Source organism: Synechococcus sp. CCAP 1479/9 (genome assembly GCF_019038535.1).
Lineage (GTDB): Bacteria > Cyanobacteriota > Cyanobacteriia > PCC-6307 > Cyanobiaceae > Cyanobium.
Window position 1 is genome coordinate 81180 of sequence record NZ_JAFKRK010000016.1, and the last position, 21110, is coordinate 102289.

A 21110-nucleotide genomic window follows, 5' to 3' on the forward strand; every position below is an offset into this window, starting at 1 on the left:
CCACAGCTCATGCAGGACAAGCTCACTCTGATGATCCCCGGCCCCACCCCGGTGCCGGAGACCGTCCTGCAGGCCATGGCCCGCCATCCGATCGGCCACCGCAGCGGCGATTTCCAGAAGATCGTGCGCCGCACCACCGAGCAGCTGCAGTGGCTGCACCAGACCAGGGGCCACGTGCTGGTGATCACCGGCAGCGGCACCGCGGCGATGGAGGCCGCGATCGTCAACACCCTCAGCCGCGGCGACAAGGTGCTCTGCGGCGACAACGGCAAGTTCGGCGAACGCTGGGTGAAGGTGGCGAAGGCCTACGGGCTGAACGTGGAGGTGATCAAGGCGGAGTGGGGCCAGCCCCTCGATCCGGAGGCCTTCCGCGCCGCCCTCGAGGCCGACACCGCCAAGGAAATCCGGGGCGTGATCCTCACCCACTCGGAGACCTCCACCGGGGTGATCAACGACCTGCAGGCCATTGCCGGCCATGTGAAGGCCCACGGCACCGCACTCACCATCGCCGACTGCGTCACCAGCCTCGGTGCCTGTGACGTGCCCATGGACGCCTGGGGCGTGGACGTGGTGGGCTCCGGCTCCCAGAAGGGCTACATGATGCCGCCGGGTCTGAGCTTCGTGGCCATGAGCGAGCGGGCCTGGACGGCCTACGAACGCTCCGATCTGCCCAAGTTCTATCTGGATCTGGGCAAGTACCGCAAAGCCGCCGACGACGACAGCAACCCCTTCACCCCGGCGATCAACCTCTACTTCGCCCTCGAGGCGGCCCTGGGGATGATGCAGAAGGAGGGCCTGGAGGCGATCTTCGCCCGCCACGACCGCCATCGCCGGGCCACCCAGGCGGCGATGAAGGCCATCGGCCTGCCCCTGTATGCGGCCGAGGGCCACGGCAGCCCGGCGATCACGGCGGTGGCGCCGGAGGGCATCGATGCCGAGGCCCTGCGCAAGCAGGTGAAGGAACGGTTCGACATCCTGCTGGCCGGCGGCCAGGACCACCTCAAGGGCAAGGTGTTCCGCATCGGCCACCTGGGCTTCGTCTGCGACCGTGACGTGCTCACGGCCGTGGCGGCCATCGAGGCCACCCTGCAGGACCTGGGTCTGGCCAAGGCGCCGATCGGCGCCGGCGTGGCGGCGGCGGCGGCGGCGCTGGCCGCCTGAACGACGGCGTGGCCAGCCCCAGGGGCCGTGATTAAGTTCATGGTGAACGGTTTTTGACGCCATGACCCTTGTTGCCATGCGACGCCTTTCCCTGGCCGCCGTCCTCTGCCTGGGCCTGGCGGCCTCCGGCTGCCAGCGCACCGACCTCAGCCAGCAGACCAAGAAGACCGAAGCCCGGATCTGCACCGAACTCGCCACGGTGAACCAGGCCCTGGAGCAGGTGGCCGCCCTCACCCCCACCTCCACCGTGGGCGAGGCGCGGGCGGCCCAGCAGAAGCTGGAGCAGTCGATCGCCGCCCTGCAGACCTCGGAGAACCAGCTGCAGAAGCTGAGGGTGGAAGCCTTCCGCAAGCTGCTCGAAGGCTTCCGTGGCGAGGTGGCCAAGGCCTCCGCCAACAAGGACCAGACCCTCGAGCAGGCCGCCAACGAGCTCAAGCCCAAGGCCATGGCGGTGATCGCCGCCCGCAGGGCGCTCTCTGCGGCTGTGCAGTGCGAGGAGCCGGCGGCAGCGGCCCCCGCCAAGCCCTGACAGGGCTTCACCCTGGCTCCGGGCACCCGATTGGCGCCCGGAGCCTTGCTAGTGTGCCGATGCGCGTGAAGGCACGCGGGTGTAATTCAGTGGTAGAATGTCAGCTTCCCAAGCTGAACGTCGCCGGTTCGAATCCGGTCACCCGCTTGATCAATAAGTCCCAGACGTTGCGCCTCAGGCCTGACGTCTGACAACGCTGAATAGGGAGTGCCTCCAACAGCTTGGGGCAAGAATCCCTTCTTGAACCCGGGAGTTGGGCCGAAAGGATGGGCAAGACCCTGCAAGCCCGACCGGCCTCGTTGGTATGGCAGGGATCAGGAGCGGGGCTTGATCAACTGCAGCACCTGCAGGCCAAGGCCGCCGGCCCGCCGCTCGCAGTCGAGGGCCTGAAGAATGGCCCGGGCCGACGCATCAATGTCCCCCTCACTGGCCGCCACCCGCGCCTGCTCATTGAGTGACGCGGCCTGCTGCAGAAGACGCTGACGCGCCCCCGGATCGGACAGGGGTGACACGCTGGACCTCGGACGTGCAGGCGTCTCCAGCGTCAAGGTGACGGGGGCAGGTGGACTGGCAACAATCATGACCGGCGAGGAGTTCGCAGCATCGAAAACATGTAAAAGGGGCAATTGGCCTCCAACGCCCCCTTTTCTGCTTACATCTTACGGCAGAACATAACAGCCTGTCCCGCATAGGCGGAAGACAGGGGGAAAAGAGATGATCTGCCGTTCACTGCATCGATACGTTCGTGCCGGCTCAGGTGCCCGGCTCCTCCTGGTTGCCGCCCAGGGCGGCGATCTGGGAACGCAGCTGGTCGGAACGCTGCAGGTCGCCCCGGGTGAGGGCGACGGCGAGGGCGAACTCGAGCTTTTCGAGCTGGTGGTCGCCCTCCACCTGCGAATGGGTGCGGAGCTTGCAGTGGGGAGCCGGGCTGGAGACGCGAGGGGAGGCACCCTGCCCGTGAAGAGCGCCGGAGGATGACTGGTAAGGCGAAGTGGGGAAGGCCATGACCCGCTTTCTTTTTATTTTGACACCCTTGGCCAGAGGACCGTGTCCTCAGGCAGCGTTGGGGTAGGCGATGTCCTCCTGGCTGTCGAAGGCGGGGGGCGCCTCGGATGCGGTGGGCGCCTCGGATACGGGGCCGATCTCCAGCAGATGACGGCAGTCCTGCAGCAGCCGCTCGACGTTGTCGAGGCTGGCCAGTTCCTGGGGGTCCGGCCTGTCCTGGTTGGAAGCCTGCAGCTCCACCGCCGCCAGGCGCTGCTCCAGGGTCACCAGACGCTGGGAGAGGGCATGGATGGTTTCGGCGAGATCTTCGGCATTGCGGCTGATGCGGAACGACACCGAGGCGGGGGCCATGGCGGGGGAAGCGACTGGGCTGTGCCGCATGACAACACACCCGGGGCACCCCCTCAAGCACCTGTGGCCTTGATCTCCCAGAGTGGGCCCTGTTGATCGGGCTCACGTCGGATGAACCATGCCTGGCATCTGCTGATGTACGCGCTGGCCGGGCTCGCCGGCGGCCTGCTGGCCCTCCGCACCGGCATCCCGGCGGCGCCCCTGGCCGGGGCCCTGCTGGGGGCCGCCCTGGTCAGCGTGACGGGGCGGCTGGAGGTGGCCCAGTGGCCGGTCGGCACCCGCACCCTGCTGGAGATCGGCATCGGCACGGTGATCGGCACGGGCCTCACCGGCACGGCCCTGCTGGAACTGCGCCAGCTGTGGCGACCCGCCCTGCTGATCACGGTCACCCTGGTGCTCACCGGCCTGGTGGTGGGACTCGGATGCAGCCGGCTGATGGGCGTCGATCCGGTGGTGGCCCTGCTGGGGGCGGCCCCGGGGGGCATCAGCGGCATGAGCCTGGTCGGTGCGGAGTTCGGCGTCGGGGCGGCCGTGGCCACCCTCCACGCCGTGCGCCTGATCACGGTGCTGGTGATCCTGCCGCTGGTGGTGCGGCTGGTGTTGCCGGCGACCGCCACCCCACCGGGCGGCTGACCACCCTGGACAGCGCCGCAGGGGTCGATACGTTGGGCCACCTCGTTCTTCCGTTGCGGTCCGATGGCCACACGCCACTCACTCCCTCACCGACTGGGCCCGATCGTCCTGGCGGCGGCGGCCGTCCTGCTGGCTGGAGCCGGCACCGCCCAGAGCGCCCGGGCAGGCAATGACATCGAGGGCCCCGGGGGCAAGGGTGCCCAGGTGTACTGCTTCATGCGCAACAACGGCAACGTCCACGAAGTCAGCTGGACGGCCGCCTATGCCCTGATCAAGCGCCAGAGCGCCGGTCTGTTCAAGACCTCCCCCGAACACGCCGCGGTGATGATCACCGAGGCCGTGGTTCAGAACCCCGGCACCTTCCCCGATTGCGGCCGCTTCCTCGGGGATCTCTACGCACCGCGCTCCTCCGGCAGCACAGCGGCCAGCCCGGAACCCGGCCCCACCTCCATCTCGGTCGTCGGCGGTGGTAAGGCTGGTGGCAGCGGCATGACCCGGAGTGAGCGTTACAACTGAGCGGGCCCGCCTGCATCCGTCCATCGGTCCCCTGGGCCTGCTGCTGATCGTGCTGCTGGGCGGCTGCGCCGAGGAGCCCCTCCCCCAGCGGCCGATCACCCGGGAGGACTGCCTGCGGACCGTGAAGCTGGAGGACCTCCCCGGCGCCCTGCGCCAGTGCGATCGGGTGGTGGCGGCCTTCCCGAAGGACCCGGGGCCGCTCAACGAGCGCTTCCTGCTGCACACCCTGGCCGGCAACACCACCGCGGCCTGCCGGGACATCGCCCGGGCCACGGTGCTGGCCGCCGCCGTACCGAAGAACAAGCTGGATCCGATCCTGCGCCAGGACCTGGAGGTGCGGCGGAGCAGCTGCGCCGACGGCGCCCCCGCCCGTCCGGGGGGCTGAGGGCCCGGCAGCCGCTCAGCCGCTCTCGAGCCACTGGCGCACCAGTGCCGGCAGGGCCCGCTGGCGACGCAGGTTGTCCTGGCCCTGCAGCAGCAGGGAGATCCGCTCGGCCTTGCTGGCGATCAGGTCGTCCACGAGCCGGTCGGCGACACCCAGCTGCAGCCAGTGGCTGGTGAGCGCGGCCCCCATGCCGATCCGGTGGCAGCGGTCTTCGGCCTGCTCGGCGTCGCCCGGGGTCCAGGGCCGCTCCACCAGCACCACATGCCTGGCCCGGTGCAGGGTGAAGCCCAGGCCGCCGGTGCCGTAGGTGGCGATCAGCACAGGGGATCGGCCCGACTGAAAGGCATCCACCAGCTTCTGCCGGCGCGGCGGCGGCACGGCGCCCACCAGGGGCCCCCCGTCCTCCGGCCGACCGAGCTGCCCGTGCAGCGCCAGGGCGGTGGCCACGAAGGCCGTGAACACCACCACCGCTTCGCCGGCAGCCACCAGCTCGGACACCAACGAGACGGTGGCGTCGAGCTTGTGGCTCGAGGCGATCTGGCGCAGGGCCGTGAACACGGCCAGGGCTTCGGCGTCGCGGCGCACCTCGCCGGCCATGGCCCGGCGGCGGTAGTCGTCGATCCGCTCCTGCAGGGCCCGCTCGAAGGCCTCGGCGCCGGCGGGGTCGAGGCTGACGGGCCGCTCGAGCCGCCGCTTCGGAGGCAGGTCCAGGCACTGGCCCTTGCGGCGATGGAGCACCAGGGGCCGCACCAGCCGCTGCAGCTCCTCCAGCTGGCTGGCGCCGCTGGCCTGCCAGATCCGGCGCCCCCCCTGCTCCCGCCAGTGCCCCTGGCAGTAGCGCTCCTCGAAGTGGCGCTGGTCGGCCGCCAGGGGATGGCCGATGGCGGCCAGCAGGGGAAAGAGCTGGACCGGCCGGCCGTTCTTCATCGGCGTGCCGGTGAGCAGCCAGATCGCCCGCAGGCGCGGGTGGCGGGCCAGGCGCAGGAAGGCCTGGGTGCGGGCGGCCTGGAGCGTCTGGGCGAAATGGGCCTCGTCGGCGATCAGCACCGTGCCCGCGGCCGGGAGTTCGGCCGGCAGCCGGGCCCAGCTGTGCAGCTCCAGGCGCAGGCCCAGGGCCGTCGCCTCCTGGCGCCAGTGGTGATGCAGCCCCGCCGGGGCCACCACCACCAGCCGGCAGTCGGCCAGGCGCACCAGGGCACGGCCGGCCACCAGGGCACTGAGGGTCTTGCCGAGGCCCATGGCATCGGCCAGCACGGCGCCGCGGCGGGCCAGCAACCAGCGCACCGCCAGCCGCTGGTGGCGGAACAGCCGGCGGCCGTCAGGGAGTTCTTCGTCGGCGGCAGCCGCCGCCACCAGGGCCCGGTGGGGGGGCAGGGGCGGCAGGGGCTGGCCCAGCCAGCCGAACCAGCGGGCCAGCTCCGGGGTGAGCGGAAAGCGTCCGGCGCACTGCTGCTGCAGCGCCGCGGCCGCCTCGAGGGGAAACTGCCAGCAGCCGCGGCGGCTGAGCCACTGGCCCCGGGGGCGGATGGCCCGCAGCTGCGCCTGGGTGACCGCGTCGAAGGGACTGACCACCTCGATCAGACCCGAGGCGCCCAGGCGCATCTGCACCAGGGGGGTGGCCAATGCGGCAAAAAGCAATCAAGAACACATTGACACCCGGGACGCTGAGGGCAAACTTCCGCCAACCGAGGCGCGCTGATGCAGGCCAGGGATGGAGTCTTTCTCGAAGATCTCTGCCCCAAGCTGCGAGCGCGTCGATGGCGACAGTCGCTGCACCGGATGACCGGCCGCCGCTGCCTCTACTGCGGCGAGGCGTCGGAATCCATCGACCACGTCCATCCACTCAGCCGCGGCGGCCAGAGCATCACCGAGAACTGCGTGCCGGCCTGCCTGGGCTGCAACGGCCGCAAGGGGGACAGCGATGCCTTCGTCTGGTACCGGAGCCAGCCCTTCTACGACCCGCGCCGGGCGATGGCCCTGCGGGCCTGGACCGATGGCGATCTGCGCCTGGCGCTGCGGCTGCTCCAGTGGGTGGCCCCCGCCGAACCGGAGACGGCCACGGCCGCCGAAGCGGAGGTGACTCACCAGACGCGGCAGGCTTCCACCCCGTTGTGGCGGTGGCAGATGGCCTCCTGATCGAGGGGCTGCTCCGGCGCCAGCACCACGGCCCCCAGCATCAGCCCCACGGCCAGCAGCAGCGGGGCGACGGCCCGCTGCCGGTGCGCCGGCGCCCGATGGCCGCGGCCGGCGAGCGGCTGGCCGAGGGGGCGACAGACCGGGCGACAGAGGGGGCGGGATGGCGCGAGGCTGACAGGGAGACTGGCACCGAACGACGAGGTGGTCACGGGATGGGGCAACAGACAGTGATACAGATGTACTGATGACGGAGGATTCTGTCAACCCGGGGGCCGACGCCATCGGGATCGACCACCCGGCCCTGCCCGCCGCCGCCGCCGCCGCCATCGACCGGATGCTGGTGCTCGGTGGCGGCTACAGCGGCGGCCGCGTCGCCCGGGCGCTGGAGGCGGCCGGCGTGCCGGTGCTGCTCACCCATCGCCAGCCCGCCCCGCCGGGCGACGCCCGGGGCTGGCTGCACTTCGATCCCGACCAGGGGGCCCTGCCCAGCCAGGCCGACCTGGCCGGGGTCAGCCACGTGCTGGTGACGATCCCGCCCGATGCCGGCGGCCGCGATCCGGTGCTGGAGTCCCTCGAGGCCCAGCTGCGCCGCCTGGAACCGGCCTGGGTGGGCTATCTCTCCACCACCGGGGTCTACGGCGACACGGGCGGCGCCTGGGTGGACGAGACCAGTCCGACCCGGCCGCTGCTGGAGCGCAGCCAGGCCCGGCTGGCCTGCGAACAGGCCTGGCGCCGCAGCGGCCTGCCGGTGCAGCTGCTGCGGCTGCCCGCCATCTACGGCCCCGGCCGCAACCCGATGGTGAACCTGCGCAACGGCACGGCCCGGCTCATCCACAAGCCCGGCCAGGTGTTCTCGCGGGTGCACGTCGACGACATCGTCGGTGCGGTGCTGCACTGCATCGCCCTGGCCCCCGAGGCCAGGCCGGACACCCTGATCCTGGCGGACACCTTCCCCTGCCCCTCCAGCGAGATCCTGGGCCTGGCCGCCCATCTGCTGGGCTGCCCGCTGCCGGAGGTGCAGCGCTACGAGGACGTGGCCGCGGCCATGGGGCCCATGGCCCGCAGCTTCTGGAGCGAGAATCGTCGGGCCAGCAGCCGGAGGCTCAGGGAGGACCTCGGCTACCGCCTGCTCTACCCCACCTACCGGGAGGGCCTGTCCTCCGGCAGCGGCGACTTCTTCTGAGCGCCGAAGATCGATGGATCGATCAGGGACGACAGCCCCGTGTCCTTGCCCATCTTTTCCCAGTCGACCACGACCCACTCATTGCGGAAGGCGAGCCCCCCTCCCAGCAGCAGCACGCCCAGCACCAGCAAGCGGACCATGAACCGACCCCGACAGCGCCCGATGGTATGAAAACTACTGCGGATCGCCTCGTCATCGCCCTGGGGGATCCCGCCGGCATCGGCGCCGAGGTGATCCTCAAGGCCCTCGCCCGGCCGCGGCCCGCCGGTCAGGAGGTGGTGCTGGTGGGCTGCGGCCGCTGGCTGCGGGAGTGCCACCGTCAGCTGCTGGCCTGCAGCGACGCCCCCCTGGCCGACCCCGATGCGTTCCCCCTGGTGGACATCCCCCTGGAGCAGCCGGTGGTGCCGGGGGTGAGCAGCCCTGCCGCCGGTGCCGCCAGCTTCGCCTGGCTGACCGAGGCCGTGGCGCTGGTGGGCGCCGGCGGCGGCCGGGCCCTGGTGACGGCCCCGATCGCCAAGGCCAGCTGGCAGGCGGCGGGCCATGCCTACCCCGGCCAGACCGAGCGGCTGGCGGAACTGACCGGCACCGCCGACGCCGGGATGCTGTTCACCGCTGTGGCCCCCGGCGGCGGCTGGCGGCTCAACACGCTTCTGGCCACCACCCACATCCCCCTGGCCGAGGTGAGCGCCCGGCTCGGCCCGGAGCTGGTGCACCAACGGCTGGAGGCCCTGCTGGCCTTCTGCCTCCGCTTCCGAAGCCGGCCCCGGCTGGTGGTGGCGGGCCTGAACCCCCATGCGGGGGAGGGGGGCCACCTGGGGCGGGAGGAGCAGGACTGGCTGATTCCCACCCTCGAGCGCTGGCAGGACCAGCATCCGGAGGTGCGGCTGGAAGGGCCGGTGCCGCCGGACACCTGCTGGCTGGAGGCGGCGGCCGCCTGGAGGGGCCAGGCCGAAGGAGCGGATGGCTACCTGGCGCTGTACCACGACCAGGGGCTGATCCCGGTGAAGCTGCTGGCGTTCGATGCCGCCGTCAACACCACCCTGGGCCTGCCCTTCCTGCGCACCTCCCCCGACCACGGCACCGCCTTCGCGATCGCCGGCCGGGGCATCGCCAGGGCCGACAGCATGGCGGCGGCGATCCACACCGCCTGGAAGCTGGGTCAGCCCCCGACGACGGTGGAGGTCAGCCCGCCTTGATCCGCATCAGCACCTGGCCGAATTCCACCGGGGTGCCGTTCTCCACCAGGATTTCCACCACCTCGCCGCTGAACTCGCACTCCAGCTCGTTCATCAGCTTCATCGCCTCGAGGATGCAGACGGGCTGGCCGGCGCTGATGCGGCTGCCCACCTCCACGAAGGGGGCCTCACCCGGGGCCGACGAGCGGTAGAAGGTGCCCACCATCGGCGCGGTGACGGCCTGCAGATCACTGCGCACCGAGGCGGCCGGGGGCGGGGGCGCCGACGGGCCGGGGGCGGCGCCGACCGGGACCGCGGGGGCGGGGGGCGGCGGCGGTGCTCCGGCCGGAGCCTGCACCATGGTGACCGTGGCCGGCGCGGGGGCCGGCAGGTTGCGGCGCACCTCCAGGCGGAAGTCGTCGCCTTCCAGCTTGAGTTCCTGGATGTCGCTGTCCCCGAGCAGGGCCAGCAGCTGGCGCAGTTGGTCGTGATCGAGCTGCATGGCGATCAGGACTCCCGGCCCAGATAGCTGTCGGTGCGGGTGTCGACCTTGATCTTCTCGCCGATCGTGATGAACAGGGGCACCATCACCTGGGCGCCGGTCTCGACGATGGCCGGCTTGGTGCCGCCGGTGGCGGTGTCACCCTTGACGCCGGGGTCGGTCTGGGTGACCTCGAGCACCACCGAATTGGGCAGCTCCACCTCCAGGGGCTTGCCGTTCCAGGAGACGACGCTCACCTCCATGCCTTCCTTGAGGTATTTGCGGCCGTCACCGATCTGCTTGGCGGTCAGGCGGGTCTCCTCGTAGGAGGCCATGTCCATGAAGACGTAGTCATCGCCTTCCATGTAAGTGTGCTGGAGGGTCGACTTCTCAAGCTGGGCCTGGGGCATGGTCTCCCCGGCGCGGAAGGTCTTCTCGACCACGTTGCCGCTCTGGACGCCCTTGAGCTTGGTGCGGACGAAGGCCGAGCCCTTGCCGGGCTTGACATGCAGGAATTCGACGACGCGCCAGACCTGGCCATCCAGCTCAATCGTGGTGCCGGTACGAAAGTCGTTGCTGGAGATCATTCCGGCGGATCGGATCGGGGGATTGTACGTCTGGCTACAGGCCCACCCGCGGACGACGGCGGCGGAGGCCCAGGCCGGTTGTGCCAAAGTCCAGGCAGTCACAGGGGAAGCATGGACCGGCGACGCAGGCGCATCGGGTTCACCACCACGCTGGCCGCCCGGCTGGGGGCCGCCCTTGCCTTCGTGCTGACCCTGCTGCTGGCGGTCCCCGCCGCCTGGGCCTACCTGCCCCAGGGAAACGCCGTCAGCGACCCCACCGCCCTGCTGCGCAACGCCCTGCCGATCGAGCAGCGCGACCTGCAGGCGCTGCAGCACCGCCTCGAGGACACCAGCGACGACCTGCGGGCCAAGCGCTGGAGCAGCCTGACCGGCTCCGTGCGCCGGGCCGAGTCCCAGCTCGGCAGCAGCCGGGAGCGGATCCTGGCCAGCTTCGATCCCACCGACCGGCCCACCGCCGAAGCCCTGCTGGCCGACACGGACGTGCGCCTGCAGGATCTGGCGGCCGCCGGCGAGGCCCAGGACCGGGACCGGTTCCTGGCGGCCCGCCGGGAGGCCCTGGCCGACATCGGCCGCGCCGAAGCCCTGCTGGTGGGGCCCTTCCCGTTCACGATTCCCGCCGAGTTCGACGCCCTGCCCCGACTGCTGGGCCGGGCCACCGTGCGGCTGACCACCACCAAGGGTGACCTGACCGCCGTGGTGGACGGCTACAACGCCCCCCTCACCGCCGGCGCCTTCGTGGATCTGGTGCAGCGGGGCTTCTACGACGGCCTGCCCTTCAACCGCGCCGAAGACTTCTACGTGCTGCAGACCGGCGATCCCGTCGGCCCGGCGACGGGCTTTGTGGATCCGGTCAGCAAGCAGGAGCGCCAGGTGCCCCTGGAGATCATGGTGCCCGGCCAGGAGGCCCCCTTCTACAACCAGACCTTCGAGGATCTGGGCATGTTCAAGGCCGAACCGGTGCTGCCCTTCGCCAGCAAGGGCACCCTGGGATGGGCCCACTCCGATGAGGCCCTGGGGGACGGCTCCTCCCAGTTCTTCCTGTTCCTGTTCGAACCCGAGCTCACCCCGGCGGGCCTCAACCTGATCGACGGGCGCTACGCCGCCTTCGGTTACGTGGTGGACGGCTTCGACGTGCTCGAGGAGCTCACCGCCGATGACGGCATCGTCCGGGCGTCGGTGGTCGAGGGGGCCGACAATCTGAGCCCCCATGCCTGAGGGGCCCACCCTGGCGCAGCTGGGGGAAACGGAGCTGATCCGGCGCCTCGGCGCCTTCGCCCCCCGGGGGCAGTTCGACGATGACGCCGCCCTGCTGGGGCCGGCCCTGCTGGGGGGCCACCCGGCGGGCGATCCGCCCCTGGTGCTGAACACCGACGTGCTTGTGGAGGACGTCCACTTCAGCGAGGCGACGATGGGCGCCGGCGACGTGGGCTGGCGGGCGGCGGCGGCCAACCTCTCCGATCTGGCGGCCATGGGCTGCCTCGGCGCCGTGGGCATCACCGTGGCCCTGGTGGCCCCGGGTCACACCCCCTGGGCCTGGGTGGAGGGGGCCTACGGCGGCATGGCGGAACTGCTGGGCGCCCATGGGGGCCTGCTGCTCGGGGGCGACTGCAGCGGCGGTCGCCAGCGCCTGCTGGCCGTCACCGCCCTGGGCCGGCTGCCGGCGGGGGGCGGTGCGATCCGCCGCGGGGACGGCAGGCCGGGCGATGCGCTGGTCAGCACCGGCGCCCATGGGCTCAGCCGCCTGGGACTGGCCCTGTTGCAGGGCGAGGCGCTGGCCGACCTGGGGCCGGCCAGCCAGGAGCGGGCGATCCGTGCCCACCGCAGGCCCGTGCCCCGGTTCGATGCGGTGGCGGCCCTGGGGGCCAGCCGGCCTGCGGCCCTGGACTGGCGGGTGGCCGGCTGCGACAGCAGTGACGGTCTGGCGGCCGCGGCCTCCTGCCTGGCCGTGGCCAGCGGCTGCACGGCCCTGTTGTCCCGGAGCGATCTGCCCCTGGCGGCGGAGCTTGCCGGCCGGGCCCAGGCCGAGGACTGGTGCCTCTGGGGCGGCGAGGATTTCGAGCTGGTGCTGGCCCTGGAGCCGACCTGGGCCGAGGCCCTGCTGGAGCGACTCGCGGGCGCACGCCAGATCGGCCGGCTGGTGGAGCCCCAGGCCTGCGGGCCCCTGGGATGGGCGGAGGGGGGAGGGCCTATCGCCCCCCCGACCGCCACCTTCCGGCATTTCGGCTGAGGGATTCAGCCAACGGGTTCAGCTGAGGACGGGCAGCCGGCTCACTTCCAGTTGCGGGCCACCACTTCGGCCAGATCGACGACGCGCTGGCTGTAGCCCCACTCGTTGTCGTACCAGGAGATCACCTTCACCATGGTGCCGTCCATCACCAGGGTGAGGTCGGCATCCACGATCGTGGATTCATCGGTGCCGGCGTGGTCGGTGGAGACCAGGGGCAGATCGCAGTATTTGATGATGCCCTTCATGCCGTTTTCGGAAGCGGCCTTGAAGATGCTGTTCACCTCCTCCTTGGTGGTGGCGCGGCTCACCTCAAGCACCATGTCCACCACCGAGACATTGGGGGTGGGAACGCGCAGGGCGATGCCGTTGAGCTTGCCCTTCATCGGCGGGTACACCAAGGCCACCGCGGTGGCGGCACCGGTGCTGGTGGGCACGATGTTCACGGCGGCGGCGCGGGCGCGGCGCAGGTCGCGGTGGGAGGCATCGAGAATGCGCTGGTCACCCGTGTAGCTGTGGGTGGTGGTCATCATGCCCTTCACGATCCCGAGGGATTGGTCGAGCACCTTCACCAGCGGTGCCATGCAATTGGTGGTGCAGCTGGCATTGCTGATGATGTCGAAGTCTTCGTGGCGGTATTGGTCAGCGTTGACGCCGACCACGAAGGTGCCCACACCCTCGCCCTTGCCCGGGGCGGTGATCAAAACCTTCTTGGCACCGGCCTCGATGTGCTTGCCGGCGCCCTTCTGGTCAATGAACACCCCGGTGGCCTCGATCACCAGATCCACGCCCCATTCCTTCCAGGGCAGGTTGAGGGGGTTGCGGTCGGAGAAGCACTTGATGTGCTTGCCGTTGACGACGATGGTGTCGTCGGTGTGGCTCACAACCGCATTGCGGATGTGGCCGAGCATCGTGTCGTACTGCAGCAGATGGGCGTTGGTCTTCGGATCGGAGGTGTCGTTCAGGCCGACCACTTCGATGCCGGTGTTCTCACCGCGGCTCAGCCAGCAGCGCATGAAGTTCCGACCGATTCGGCCAAATCCATTGATCGCAACGCGCAAGGTCATGGCAGAAAGCGGTGGAACCCGCTAGCAAGGGGGGATTTTGGCTGCCGATCATACAGAAATGGGGTCCCGCTCTTTCCCGCAGCCACAGGCCCCGGATCAGACGGTCGGCAAAGCGCAGTATCCCGCAGAGGGGGGAGGGCCGATCTGCCGTTATTTTCGGCGAGGCCTGGAGTCCCCCTTGATCCCGAAGCTCGATCGCCGACAGCCGCTCCATTTCATCGGGGCCGGGGGGATCGGCATGTCCGCCCTGGCTGGGATCCTGGCGGAGAGGGGCTTCCTGGTGAGCGGCTCCGACCCCCGTCCCAGTCCGGTGCTGGAGCGGCTGGGATGCGCCGGCGTGCGGGTGTTCCAGGAGCAGACCGCCGCCACGATCACCGCGGTGCTCGCCGGCCTCGATCGGCCGGAGGGCGCAACGGTGGCGGATCCCCTGGTGGTGATCAGCTCGGCGGTGCCCGCCGCCAACGAGGAGCTGGCCGAAGCCCGGCGCCGCGGGCTGTCGATCGTGCACCGCTCCGACGTGCTGGCGGCCCTGATCAATGCCCAGCCGTCGATCGCGGTGGCCGGCAGCCACGGCAAGACCACCACCAGCACCCTGATCGCCACGCTCCTGGAGGCCGTCGGCGAGGACCCCACCGCCGTGATCGGTGGAATCGTGCCCGCCTTCGGCAGCAACGGCCGCCACGGCCGGGGCCGGCTGCTGGTGGCCGAGGCCGACGAGTCGGACGGCTCCCTGGTGAAGTTCCGGCCCCGGCTGGGGCTGCTCACCAACGTGGAGCTCGACCACACCGACCACTACCCGGACCTGGCCGCCCTGGTGGCCACCCTGCAGCGCTTCGCCGGCGGCTGCACGACCCTGCTGGCCAACCGTGACTGCCCGGTGCTGCGCGAGCACTTCCAGGCCACCAGCTGGTGGTCGACCCGCAGCAGCGAAGGCGTCGACTTCGCCGCCATCCCCCTGGAGGAGCGGGGCGACGGCACCCTGGCCACCTGGTACGAGCACGGGGAGGCGCTCGGCACCCTGGAGGTGCCCCTGCCCGGCCGCCACAACCTCAGCAACACCGTGGCCGCCATGGCGGCCTGCCGGCTCGAGGGGGTGCCCTTCGAGGACCTGCGCCGGGCGGTGGCGGGGCTGCGTCCCCCCGGACGCCGCTTCGACTGCCGCGGGCTCTGGCAGGACCGGGCGATCGTCGACGACTACGCCCACCACCCCAGCGAAGTGGCGGCCACGATCGCCATGGCCCGGCTGATGGTGGAGAGCGGCCGCAGCCCGCTGCCGCTGGTGCCCCGGCGGCTGGTGGCGGTGTTCCAGCCCCATCGCTACACCCGCACCGCCCAGTTCCTGGACGATTTCGCCGCCGCCCTGACCCAGGCCGACGCGGTGCTGCTGGCGCCCCTCTATGCGGCCGGCGAAGCCCCGATGGCAGGGATCTCCAGCCCGGCCCTGGCCGAGGCGGTGCGGGCCCTCGCCCCCGACCTGCCGGTGGCGGTGGCGGCCAGCATGGAGGCGCTGGCGGAGCTGGTGGCCGGTGGCACCGGCCCCGGCGACCTGGTGCTGGCGATGGGGGCCGGCGACGTCAACAGCCTCTGGGAGCGCCTGGGGGCCCTCGACGAACGGGGTCGCCCCGCCGCGCCGCTGGTGGCCTGAGGGGATGGCGACGGCCTCGCCCAGCCAGCCCCGGGCCGCGGTCGCCCTGCGGGACTACACCACCTGGAAGGTGGGCGGGCCGGCCGCCTGGTTCGCCGAACCCGCCGACCAGGGGGAGCTGATCGCCCATGCCGCCTGGGCGGCGGCCTCGGGTCTCCCCTTCCGCTGCATCGGCGCGGGCTCCAATCTGCTGATCGCCGACGGCGGCCTCGACGGCCTCACCCTCTGCAACCGGCGGCTGCAGGGCAGCCGCCTGGACACGGGCGAGGGCTGGGTGGAGGCCGAGGCGGGCGAACCGATCCCCACCCTGGCCCGCAAGGCGGCCCGCAGCGGCCTGCGGGGGCTGGAGTGGGCCGTGGGCATCCCCGGCACGGTGGGAGGGGCGGTGGTGATGAACGCCGGCGCCCAGGGGGGCTGCACCGCCGAGTGGCTGGTGTCGGTGCGGGTGCTGGATCCCCGCCGGCCCGAGGCCCCCTTCGAACTGGCCGCCAGCAATCTGGCCTTCGGCTACCGCCACAGCCGCCTGCAGGAGGAGCCGCTGCTGGTGCTCTCGGCCCGCTTCCGACTGGAGCCCGGCCACGATCCGGCGGTGGTCAGCGCCCGCACCAGCGCCAACCTGCAGAGCCGCACCAGCACCCAGCCTTACCAGCAACCCAGCTGCGGCAGCGTGTTCCGCAACCCCGAACCGCTCAAGGCCGGCCAGCTGATCGAATCCCTCGGCCTCAAGGGGCTCGCCATCGGCGATGCCCAGGTGTCCCCGATCCACGCCAATTTCATCGTCAACACCGGGGCCGCCACCGCCGCCGACATCGACGCCCTGATCCGGCTGGTGCAGCAGCGGGTGCTGGAGAGCCGCGGGGTGCGGCTGCACCCGGAGGTCCAACGGCTGGGGTTCTAGCCTGACCCCATACGACGACCCCCTGGCATGGCCGGCTTCGGACTTCCCAATTTCGGACAGCTGACCGAGGCCTTCCGCAAGGCCCAGCAGATTCAGCAGGACGCCCAGAAGCTCCAGGAGGAGCTCGACGCGATGGAACTGCAGGGCAGCGACCCCGAGGGCCGCGCCAGCGTCTGGCTCTCCGGCAACCAGCAGCCCCTGCGGGTCGAGCTGAGCCCCGAGCTGCTCGCCGAACCGGTCGAGACGGTCGAGGCGGCCGTGCTGGCGGCCCTCTGCAAGGCCTACGAGGTCTCCACCGGCACCATGCGCGAACGCATGGAAACCCTCACCGGGGGTCTGGATCTGAATCTTCCCGGTCTGGGGAACTGAGGTCCCCCTCCAGCGCCGGCAGGTCCTGCTCCAGCCCCTGACGCCGGGTGCTGCGGGAGGAACGGCGCAGCTGGGGGTCGAGCAGCGGTTCGAGCCGGTCGCCCCGCTGGCGCAGGCCCCGCTCCCCCTGGCGCCCCTGGCCGCCGCGGGGGCGGGCCGCCGCCGCCGCTTCCACCTCCTCGAGGCAGCGGCCGTAGATCGCCTGGCGGTCCCAGCCGTCCCCCACGGCACAGCCCGGGTCCCCCAGGTGGCGGCAGTTGGCGAATCGGCAGGGGGTGGCCTGGAGGCGGGCCAGCAATTCCGGGAAGGCCGCCGCCAGGCTCTGGGGGTCGGCGGGCAGGGCGGGGGTGTTGAAGCCGGGTGAATCGGCCACCAGGGCCCCCGGCGCCACGGGAAACAATTCCACATGCCGGGTCGTGTGGCGTCCCCGGCGCAGCCGCCCGGAGACGGCGGCGACGCGCAGCTCCAGGGCCGGGGCCAGGGCATTGAGCAGGCTGCTCTTGCCCACCCCGGAGGGGCCGCAGAGCACGGCGATGCCCGGCTCGGCCAGCTGGCCCCGCAGCGCCTCCAGACCCTCGCCGCTGCGGGTCGAAACCGCCACGGTGCCGTAGCCCCAGCCCTCCAGCCGCCGGCACCAGGCCCCCACCTCGGCCGCCGGCAGCAGGTCGGCCTTGCTGAGCACCACCTGCACTGGCTGGCCGGTGGCCTCGGCGGTGATCAGGAACCGGGTCAGCTGCAGGGGGTCGAGGTCGGGTTCGGCCACGGCCACCACCACCACCACCCGGCTCACGTTGGCGACCGCCGGCCGCTCCAGCAGGCTGTGGCGGGGTTCAAGACCCACCACCGCCCCCCGCCGGGCCCGCCAGTCGACGGCCGCCACCGCCACCCGATCACCCACGCACACCTGCAGGCCGCTCTTGTCGAGGCGGGTGCGGCGGGTGCAGAGCAGGCAGCCGTCTCTCCAGGGCTCGGAGCCATCGGTGCCGGGCTCGCAGGGGCCATCGAGGCTCACCAGGCAGTAGTTGGCCTGCAGGGCCACCACCCGACCCGGCAGCGGCTCAGCCCCCATCCCGTCGCACCAGCAGCCGCACCCCGTCCCCGGGGGCGAAGGGCGACGGGTCGACCCGCTGCACCGTGTGCCCCTCGTTCCGCAGACCCTCGCTCACCATCTGCTCCGGTTCCCCCCCGTCCAGGTCGATCCGGAGCCAGGCCCCCGCGGGCAGGGGCTCCAGGGCCAGACGGGCCCGGATGAAGTTGACCGGGCAGGGCGTTCCCCGCAGATCAAGGGCCGCCGGCGAGCCGCCCATGGCGCTCAACCGAACAGGCCGCCGAACAGGCCGCTCTTGTGGTGGTGGCGTTGGCCCTTGCTGGTGTGGTGTCCGGCCAGCTGCTCGAGCAGTTGCCGCTCCTCCCCGTTGAGCTTGGTGGGCAGCTGCACCTTGATGGTGAACTGGTGGTTGCCGCGGGCCACCGGATTGCCGAGCCGGGGCACCCCCTTGCCCTGGAGGGTGATGACGGCCCCGGGCTGGGTGCCGGGGGGAATCTCCAGCGGCTCGTGACCGTCGACGGTCTCGACCTCGATCGTGTCGCCCAGGATCGCCTGGAGGTAGTTGAGCGAAACCTCGGAATGGATCGTCACCCCGTCGCGGCGCAGATGGGGGTGGGACTGGACGGTGAGGAAGACGTAGAGATCCCCGGCCGGCCCGCCCCGCTGGCCGGCGTTGCCCTCCTGGCCGACCCGCAGGCGGGTGCCGGTGTCGACGCCGGCGGGGATGTTGATGCGCAGCTTCTTGCGCACCTGCTGCAGGCCCTGGCCGCCGCAGGCGTTGCAGGGATCGGCGATCACCTGGCCGGTGCCGTCGCAGGTGGGGCAGGGCGCCACCTGGGTGAAATTGCCGAAGGGGGTGCGGGTGGCCCGACGCACCTGGCCGGCGCCGCCGCAGGTGCCGCAGGTGGTGGGGCCGCTGCCCGCCTTGGCCCCGGAACCACTGCAGGTGGTGCAGGTCTCGAGGTGGCGGATCTGGACGTCCTTCTCGCTGCCGAAGACGGCCTCGCTGAAGCTGATGGTCAGATCCAGGCGCAGGTCGTCGCCCTGGCGGGGGCCGCGGCGGCGCGCTCCGGCCGCGGCGCCACCGCCGGCCCCGCCGAAACCGCTGAAGAAGGTCTCGAAGAGGTCGGCGAAGCCGCCCATGTCGCCCATGTCGGGCATGCCGCCGCCGCCCCCCAGGCCGGCCTCACCGAACTGGTCGTAGCGGGCCCGGGTCTGGGGATCGCTGAGCACCTCGTAGGCCCGGCCGATCTCCTTGAAGCGGTCCTCCGCGGCCGGATCCTTGTTGACGTCCGGGTGGTACTGGCGGGCCAGACGCCGATAGGCCTTCTTGAGGCTGTCGGCATCCACGTCCCGGCTGACACCGAGCAGGTCGTAGTAATCGGCCATCAGTCGGACGTCCCCTCACTGGGAGGCGCCGATGCGGCCGGGCCGGGACCCATCGACACCTTGACCAGGGCATGCCGCAGGACGCGGCCGTCGAGGTGGTAGCCCCGCTGCAGCTCCTCGATCACCACGTCCTCCGGATGCTCCTCACTGGGCTCGCGCAGCACGGCCTCGTGAAGCGAGGGATCGAAGGGTTCCCCCTCCACCCGCATCGGCGACACCCCGAGCTGCTTGAACACGTCGACCAGCTGTTTATAGAGGTTCTGATAACTGCGATGCAGGCTCTGGGCCTCCTCGCTCTGGGGGTTGAGCTGCTGCCGGGCCCGGTCGAAGTTGTCGACCACCGGCAGGATCTCCGTGAGGGTGGTGCAGGTGATGTGCAGGCGCTGATCCTCCTTGTCCCGGGTCTGGCGCTTGCGGAAGTTGTCGAAGTCGGCGGCGATGCGCATGTACTGGCCCTTGAGCGACTCGTTCTCGCTGCGCAGGGCCGCCAGCTCGGCCTCCAGCTGGCCAACGCGATCAGCGCCGGATGCAGCGGAGTCCGGAGTGGCGTCCGGGGCGGTGCCGGCGGTCTCCGGAGCTCCGGAATCCTGGGCAGAGGCCATGGGCTCGGTGCCGCCGTCGGGGTTCACCGGCAGGGTCTCGAGGAGCTCCTCCACCCGGGCCGCGTCGACCGCGCCCTCCCGGGGATCGATCCGTTCCTCATGGGGGGGAGTGATGTCGCCGGTCATGCGTTCTGGCAGGGATGTCAGATGCCGTTATGTTGAATGCCCAGGAGCCCACTCCACAAGCGGTGGAAGCCCGCACCTCGGCCACGCTCCCAACACCCGGCTTCGCTTCCAAGCTTCGCTCCCGATCCTTCCCGTCGATGCCATCCGAAGGTCTCACCCAGCGCCCGCAGGTCACCGGTGCGGAGCACACCTCCCTCTTCCGGGATCTTGATCTGGGTCAGGCCGCCACCCCCCAGGGTCCGGTCACGCCGGAAACCGAAGACCTCGAAGCCAGCAGCTCAGGCGAGGGGGTCTCGCCGGTGATGAGCCTGGTGGACCGGATCCTGATCGAATCGCTCACCAGCGGCGCCAGCGACATCCACGTGGAGCCCCAGGAGGACGGCCTGCTGGTCCGCTTCCGCCAGGACGGCGTGCTGCGCAGCATCGACAAGCTGCCCCGCACCCTGATCCCCGCGGTCACCTCCCGCTTCAAGATCATGGCCGACCTGGACATCGCCGAACGGCGGATGCCCCAGGACGGCCGGATCCGCCGCAACTTCCGCGGCCGCACCATGGACTTCCGGGTCAGCACCCTGCCCGGCCGCTACGGCGAGAAGGTGGTGCTGCGACTGCTCGACAGCGGCGCCACCCAGCTGGGCCTCGACACCCTGATCACCGACCAGGAAGCCCGGTCCACCCTGCGGGACATCGGCTCCAAGCCCTTCGGCATGATCCTGGTCACCGGCCCGACGGGCTCCGGCAAGTCGACCACGCTGTACGCCCTGCTCTCGGAGCGCAACGACCCCACGATCAACATCTCCACGGTGGAGGATCCGATCGAATACGCCCTCCCCGGCATCACCCAGACCCAGGTGAACCGGGAGAAGGGATTCGATTTCAGCTCCGCCCTGCGCGCCTTCATGCGGCAGGACCCGGACGTGCTGCTGGTGGGCGAGACCCGCGACCTGGAGACGGCCCGCACCGCCATCGAGGCGGCCCTGACGGGCCACCTGGTGCTCACCACCCTGCACTGCAACGACGCCGCCAGCGCCTTCGCCCGGCTCGACGAGATGGGGATGGAGCCCTTCCTGGTCAGCGCTTCGCTGCTGGGGGTGGTGTCCCAGCGCCTGCTGCGCCGGCTGTGCAGCGAGTGCCGGATCCCCTACCACCCCAACCACAGCGAGCTGGCCCGCTTCGGCCTGGTGGCCTCCGACGAGACCGAGATCTCCTTCTTCCGCGCCAACACGGTGCTGCCGGGCTCGGAGGGCTGCTGCAGCGCCTGCCAGGGGCGGGGGTACAAGGGCCGGGTGGGGGTCTACGAAATCCTGCGCATGAACGAGACCCTCTCCGCCGCCGTGGCCAAGCGGGCGACGACCGAGGAGCTGCGGCGCCTGGCCCTGGAAAGCGGCATGAAGACCCTGCTCGGCTACGGCCTCGATCTGGTGCGGGAGGGCCTCACCACCCTGGAGGAGGTGGAGCGCATGCTGCTCACCGACACGGGCCTGGAATCGGAGCGGCGCGCCAGGGCCCTGAGCACCCTCACCTGCCGCAGCTGCGGGGCCGGCCTTGAGGACGAATGGTTGGAATGTCCCTACTGTCTGTGCGTTCGGAGCTGAGCAGG

Annotated in this window: 27 protein-coding genes and 1 tRNA gene; 15 read left to right on the top strand and 13 right to left on the bottom strand. The window is 71.2% G+C overall.

Annotated elements, in window-relative coordinates:
• Positions 1-9 precede the first annotated feature (9 nt).
• From KUG38_RS04680 to KUG38_RS04690, 3 genes are all read left to right on the top strand, one after another.
• Positions 10-1161, top strand: a complete 1152-nt coding sequence (locus KUG38_RS04680; RefSeq protein ID WP_216919437.1) for a pyridoxal-phosphate-dependent aminotransferase family protein — start codon at positions 10-12, stop codon at positions 1159-1161.
• A gap of 76 nt (positions 1162-1237) precedes the next feature.
• On the top strand, positions 1238-1690 hold the full coding sequence (locus KUG38_RS04685; protein ID WP_216919439.1) for a hypothetical protein: 453 nt from the start codon (positions 1238-1240) through the stop codon (positions 1688-1690).
• 75 nt (positions 1691-1765) lie between these two features.
• Positions 1766-1837 (top strand) — tRNA-Gly (locus tag KUG38_RS04690).
• A gap of 167 nt (positions 1838-2004) precedes the next feature.
• On the opposite strand, the gene KUG38_RS04695 is transcribed toward KUG38_RS04690, so the two are convergent.
• The 3 genes from KUG38_RS04695 to KUG38_RS04705 all read right to left on the bottom strand — a co-directional run bounded on the left by KUG38_RS04695 (position 2005) and on the right by KUG38_RS04705 (position 3046).
• A complete protein-coding gene (locus KUG38_RS04695; RefSeq protein ID WP_254947081.1) occupies positions 2005-2202 on the bottom strand; it encodes a hypothetical protein in 198 nt (65 codons plus the stop codon).
• Between the two features lie 241 nt (positions 2203-2443).
• Positions 2444-2695 carry a DUF8683 family protein gene (locus KUG38_RS04700; protein ID WP_216919441.1) on the bottom strand — a complete coding sequence of 84 codons (252 nt, stop codon included), beginning with the start codon at positions 2693-2695 and terminating at the stop codon, positions 2444-2446.
• A 48-nt stretch (positions 2696-2743) separates the two neighbouring features.
• Complete coding sequence (locus KUG38_RS04705) at positions 2744-3046, bottom strand: hypothetical protein (RefSeq protein WP_216919443.1); 303 nt, start codon at positions 3044-3046, stop codon at positions 2744-2746.
• 111 nt (positions 3047-3157) lie between these two features.
• Here KUG38_RS04705 and KUG38_RS04710 point away from each other — a divergent pair, with 111 nt between their 5' ends.
• The 3 genes from KUG38_RS04710 to KUG38_RS04720 all read left to right on the top strand — a co-directional run bounded on the left by KUG38_RS04710 (position 3158) and on the right by KUG38_RS04720 (position 4580).
• Positions 3158-3679 (top strand): AbrB family transcriptional regulator, encoded by a 522-nt coding sequence (locus tag KUG38_RS04710; protein WP_094587024.1) that lies wholly within the window; start codon positions 3158-3160, stop codon positions 3677-3679.
• Between the two features lie 63 nt (positions 3680-3742).
• A complete protein-coding gene (locus KUG38_RS04715; protein ID WP_216919444.1) occupies positions 3743-4195 on the top strand; it encodes a DUF6554 family protein in 453 nt (150 codons plus the stop codon).
• Positions 4179-4580: a hypothetical protein gene (locus KUG38_RS04720; RefSeq protein ID WP_216919446.1), complete on the top strand. Its 402-nt coding sequence runs from the start codon at positions 4179-4181 to the stop codon at positions 4578-4580. The genes KUG38_RS04715 and KUG38_RS04720 overlap by 17 nt, the downstream gene beginning before the upstream one ends.
• 15 nt (positions 4581-4595) lie before the next feature.
• Here the strand turns inward: KUG38_RS04720 and KUG38_RS04725 are convergent, their stop codons facing one another.
• On the bottom strand, positions 4596-6182 hold the full coding sequence (locus KUG38_RS04725; protein WP_216920165.1) for a DEAD/DEAH box helicase: 1587 nt from the start codon (positions 6180-6182) through the stop codon (positions 4596-4598).
• A gap of 96 nt (positions 6183-6278) precedes the next feature.
• On the opposite strand from KUG38_RS04725, the gene KUG38_RS04730 reads away from it, so the two are divergent.
• Entirely contained in the window at positions 6279-6716 is a 438-nt protein-coding gene (locus tag KUG38_RS04730) for an HNH endonuclease (RefSeq protein ID WP_094587030.1), read from the top strand.
• Here the strand turns inward: KUG38_RS04730 and KUG38_RS04735 are convergent.
• Positions 6662-6925, bottom strand: a complete 264-nt coding sequence (locus tag KUG38_RS04735) for a hypothetical protein (RefSeq protein ID WP_216919448.1) — start codon at positions 6923-6925, stop codon at positions 6662-6664. The genes KUG38_RS04730 and KUG38_RS04735 overlap by 55 nt on opposite strands.
• Positions 6926-6960: 35 nt before the next feature.
• Between KUG38_RS04735 and KUG38_RS04740 the strand changes: the two genes are divergently transcribed.
• Positions 6961-7899 carry an SDR family oxidoreductase gene (locus KUG38_RS04740; protein ID WP_216919450.1) on the top strand — a complete coding sequence of 313 codons (939 nt, stop codon included), beginning with the start codon at positions 6961-6963 and terminating at the stop codon, positions 7897-7899.
• Here KUG38_RS04740 and KUG38_RS04745 read toward each other — a convergent pair.
• Positions 7857-8039 carry a hypothetical protein gene (locus KUG38_RS04745; protein WP_216919452.1) on the bottom strand — a complete coding sequence of 61 codons (183 nt, stop codon included), beginning with the start codon at positions 8037-8039 and terminating at the stop codon, positions 7857-7859. The two genes, KUG38_RS04740 and KUG38_RS04745, sit on opposite strands and share 43 nt — an antisense overlap.
• Before the next feature lie 27 nt (positions 8040-8066).
• Between KUG38_RS04745 and pdxA the strand changes: the two genes are divergently transcribed.
• Positions 8067-9095, top strand: coding sequence for a 4-hydroxythreonine-4-phosphate dehydrogenase PdxA (pdxA, locus tag KUG38_RS04750; RefSeq protein WP_216919454.1), 1029 nt, complete (start codon positions 8067-8069; stop codon positions 9093-9095).
• On the opposite strand, the gene accB is transcribed toward pdxA, so the two are convergent.
• Together accB and efp are read right to left on the bottom strand one after the other, a co-directional pair.
• Complete coding sequence (gene accB / locus KUG38_RS04755) at positions 9082-9576, bottom strand: acetyl-CoA carboxylase biotin carboxyl carrier protein (RefSeq protein ID WP_216919456.1); 495 nt, start codon at positions 9574-9576, stop codon at positions 9082-9084. The genes pdxA and accB overlap by 14 nt on opposite strands.
• Positions 9577-9581: 5 nt before the next feature.
• The gene (efp, locus tag KUG38_RS04760) at positions 9582-10142 is read right to left on the bottom strand and encodes an elongation factor P (protein WP_094587042.1); all 561 of its coding nucleotides are present in this window, start codon (positions 10140-10142) and stop codon (positions 9582-9584) included.
• Between the two features lie 111 nt (positions 10143-10253).
• Between efp and KUG38_RS04765 the strand changes: the two genes are divergently transcribed.
• Together KUG38_RS04765 and thiL are read left to right on the top strand one after the other, a co-directional pair.
• The gene (locus KUG38_RS04765) at positions 10254-11357 is read left to right on the top strand and encodes a peptidylprolyl isomerase (RefSeq protein ID WP_216919458.1); all 1104 of its coding nucleotides are present in this window, start codon (positions 10254-10256) and stop codon (positions 11355-11357) included.
• Complete coding sequence (gene thiL / locus KUG38_RS04770; RefSeq protein ID WP_216919459.1) at positions 11350-12369, top strand: thiamine-phosphate kinase; 1020 nt, start codon at positions 11350-11352, stop codon at positions 12367-12369. The genes KUG38_RS04765 and thiL overlap by 8 nt, the downstream gene beginning before the upstream one ends.
• A gap of 41 nt (positions 12370-12410) precedes the next feature.
• Here thiL and KUG38_RS04775 read toward each other — a convergent pair whose 3' ends face one another.
• Positions 12411-13433 carry a type I glyceraldehyde-3-phosphate dehydrogenase gene (locus KUG38_RS04775; protein ID WP_094587046.1) on the bottom strand — a complete coding sequence of 341 codons (1023 nt, stop codon included), beginning with the start codon at positions 13431-13433 and terminating at the stop codon, positions 12411-12413.
• A gap of 181 nt (positions 13434-13614) precedes the next feature.
• Between KUG38_RS04775 and murC the strand changes: the two genes are divergently transcribed.
• From murC to KUG38_RS04790, 3 genes are read left to right on the top strand one after another with little or no spacing between them, the layout of a single operon-like run.
• Positions 13615-15078, top strand: a complete 1464-nt coding sequence (gene murC / locus KUG38_RS04780) for a UDP-N-acetylmuramate--L-alanine ligase (RefSeq protein WP_216920167.1) — start codon at positions 13615-13617, stop codon at positions 15076-15078.
• Positions 15079-15082: 4 nt separating this feature from the next.
• The gene (murB, locus tag KUG38_RS04785; protein WP_216919461.1) at positions 15083-15976 is read left to right on the top strand and encodes a UDP-N-acetylmuramate dehydrogenase; all 894 of its coding nucleotides are present in this window, start codon (positions 15083-15085) and stop codon (positions 15974-15976) included.
• A gap of 27 nt (positions 15977-16003) precedes the next feature.
• Positions 16004-16345, top strand: coding sequence for a YbaB/EbfC family nucleoid-associated protein (locus KUG38_RS04790; RefSeq protein WP_094587050.1), 342 nt, complete (start codon positions 16004-16006; stop codon positions 16343-16345).
• Here KUG38_RS04790 and rsgA read toward each other — a convergent pair.
• From rsgA to grpE, 4 genes are read right to left on the bottom strand one after another with little or no spacing between them, the layout of a single operon-like run.
• Positions 16302-17414, bottom strand: a complete 1113-nt coding sequence (gene rsgA, locus KUG38_RS04795; RefSeq protein ID WP_216919463.1) for a ribosome small subunit-dependent GTPase A — start codon at positions 17412-17414, stop codon at positions 16302-16304. The two genes, KUG38_RS04790 and rsgA, sit on opposite strands and share 44 nt — an antisense overlap.
• On the bottom strand, positions 17404-17652 hold the full coding sequence (locus KUG38_RS04800; RefSeq protein WP_216919465.1) for a sulfurtransferase TusA family protein: 249 nt from the start codon (positions 17650-17652) through the stop codon (positions 17404-17406). The genes rsgA and KUG38_RS04800 overlap by 11 nt, the downstream gene beginning before the upstream one ends.
• Before the next feature lie 5 nt (positions 17653-17657).
• Positions 17658-18782, bottom strand: a complete 1125-nt coding sequence (gene dnaJ, locus KUG38_RS04805) for a molecular chaperone DnaJ (protein ID WP_216919467.1) — start codon at positions 18780-18782, stop codon at positions 17658-17660.
• Positions 18782-19510: a nucleotide exchange factor GrpE gene (grpE, locus tag KUG38_RS04810; protein WP_216919469.1), complete on the bottom strand. Its 729-nt coding sequence runs from the start codon at positions 19508-19510 to the stop codon at positions 18782-18784. Before grpE ends, dnaJ begins: the two co-directional genes overlap by 1 nt.
• A gap of 137 nt (positions 19511-19647) precedes the next feature.
• Between grpE and KUG38_RS04815 the strand changes: the two genes are divergently transcribed.
• Positions 19648-21105 carry a GspE/PulE family protein gene (locus tag KUG38_RS04815; protein ID WP_216919471.1) on the top strand — a complete coding sequence of 486 codons (1458 nt, stop codon included), beginning with the start codon at positions 19648-19650 and terminating at the stop codon, positions 21103-21105.
• Positions 21106-21110 lie beyond the last annotated feature (5 nt).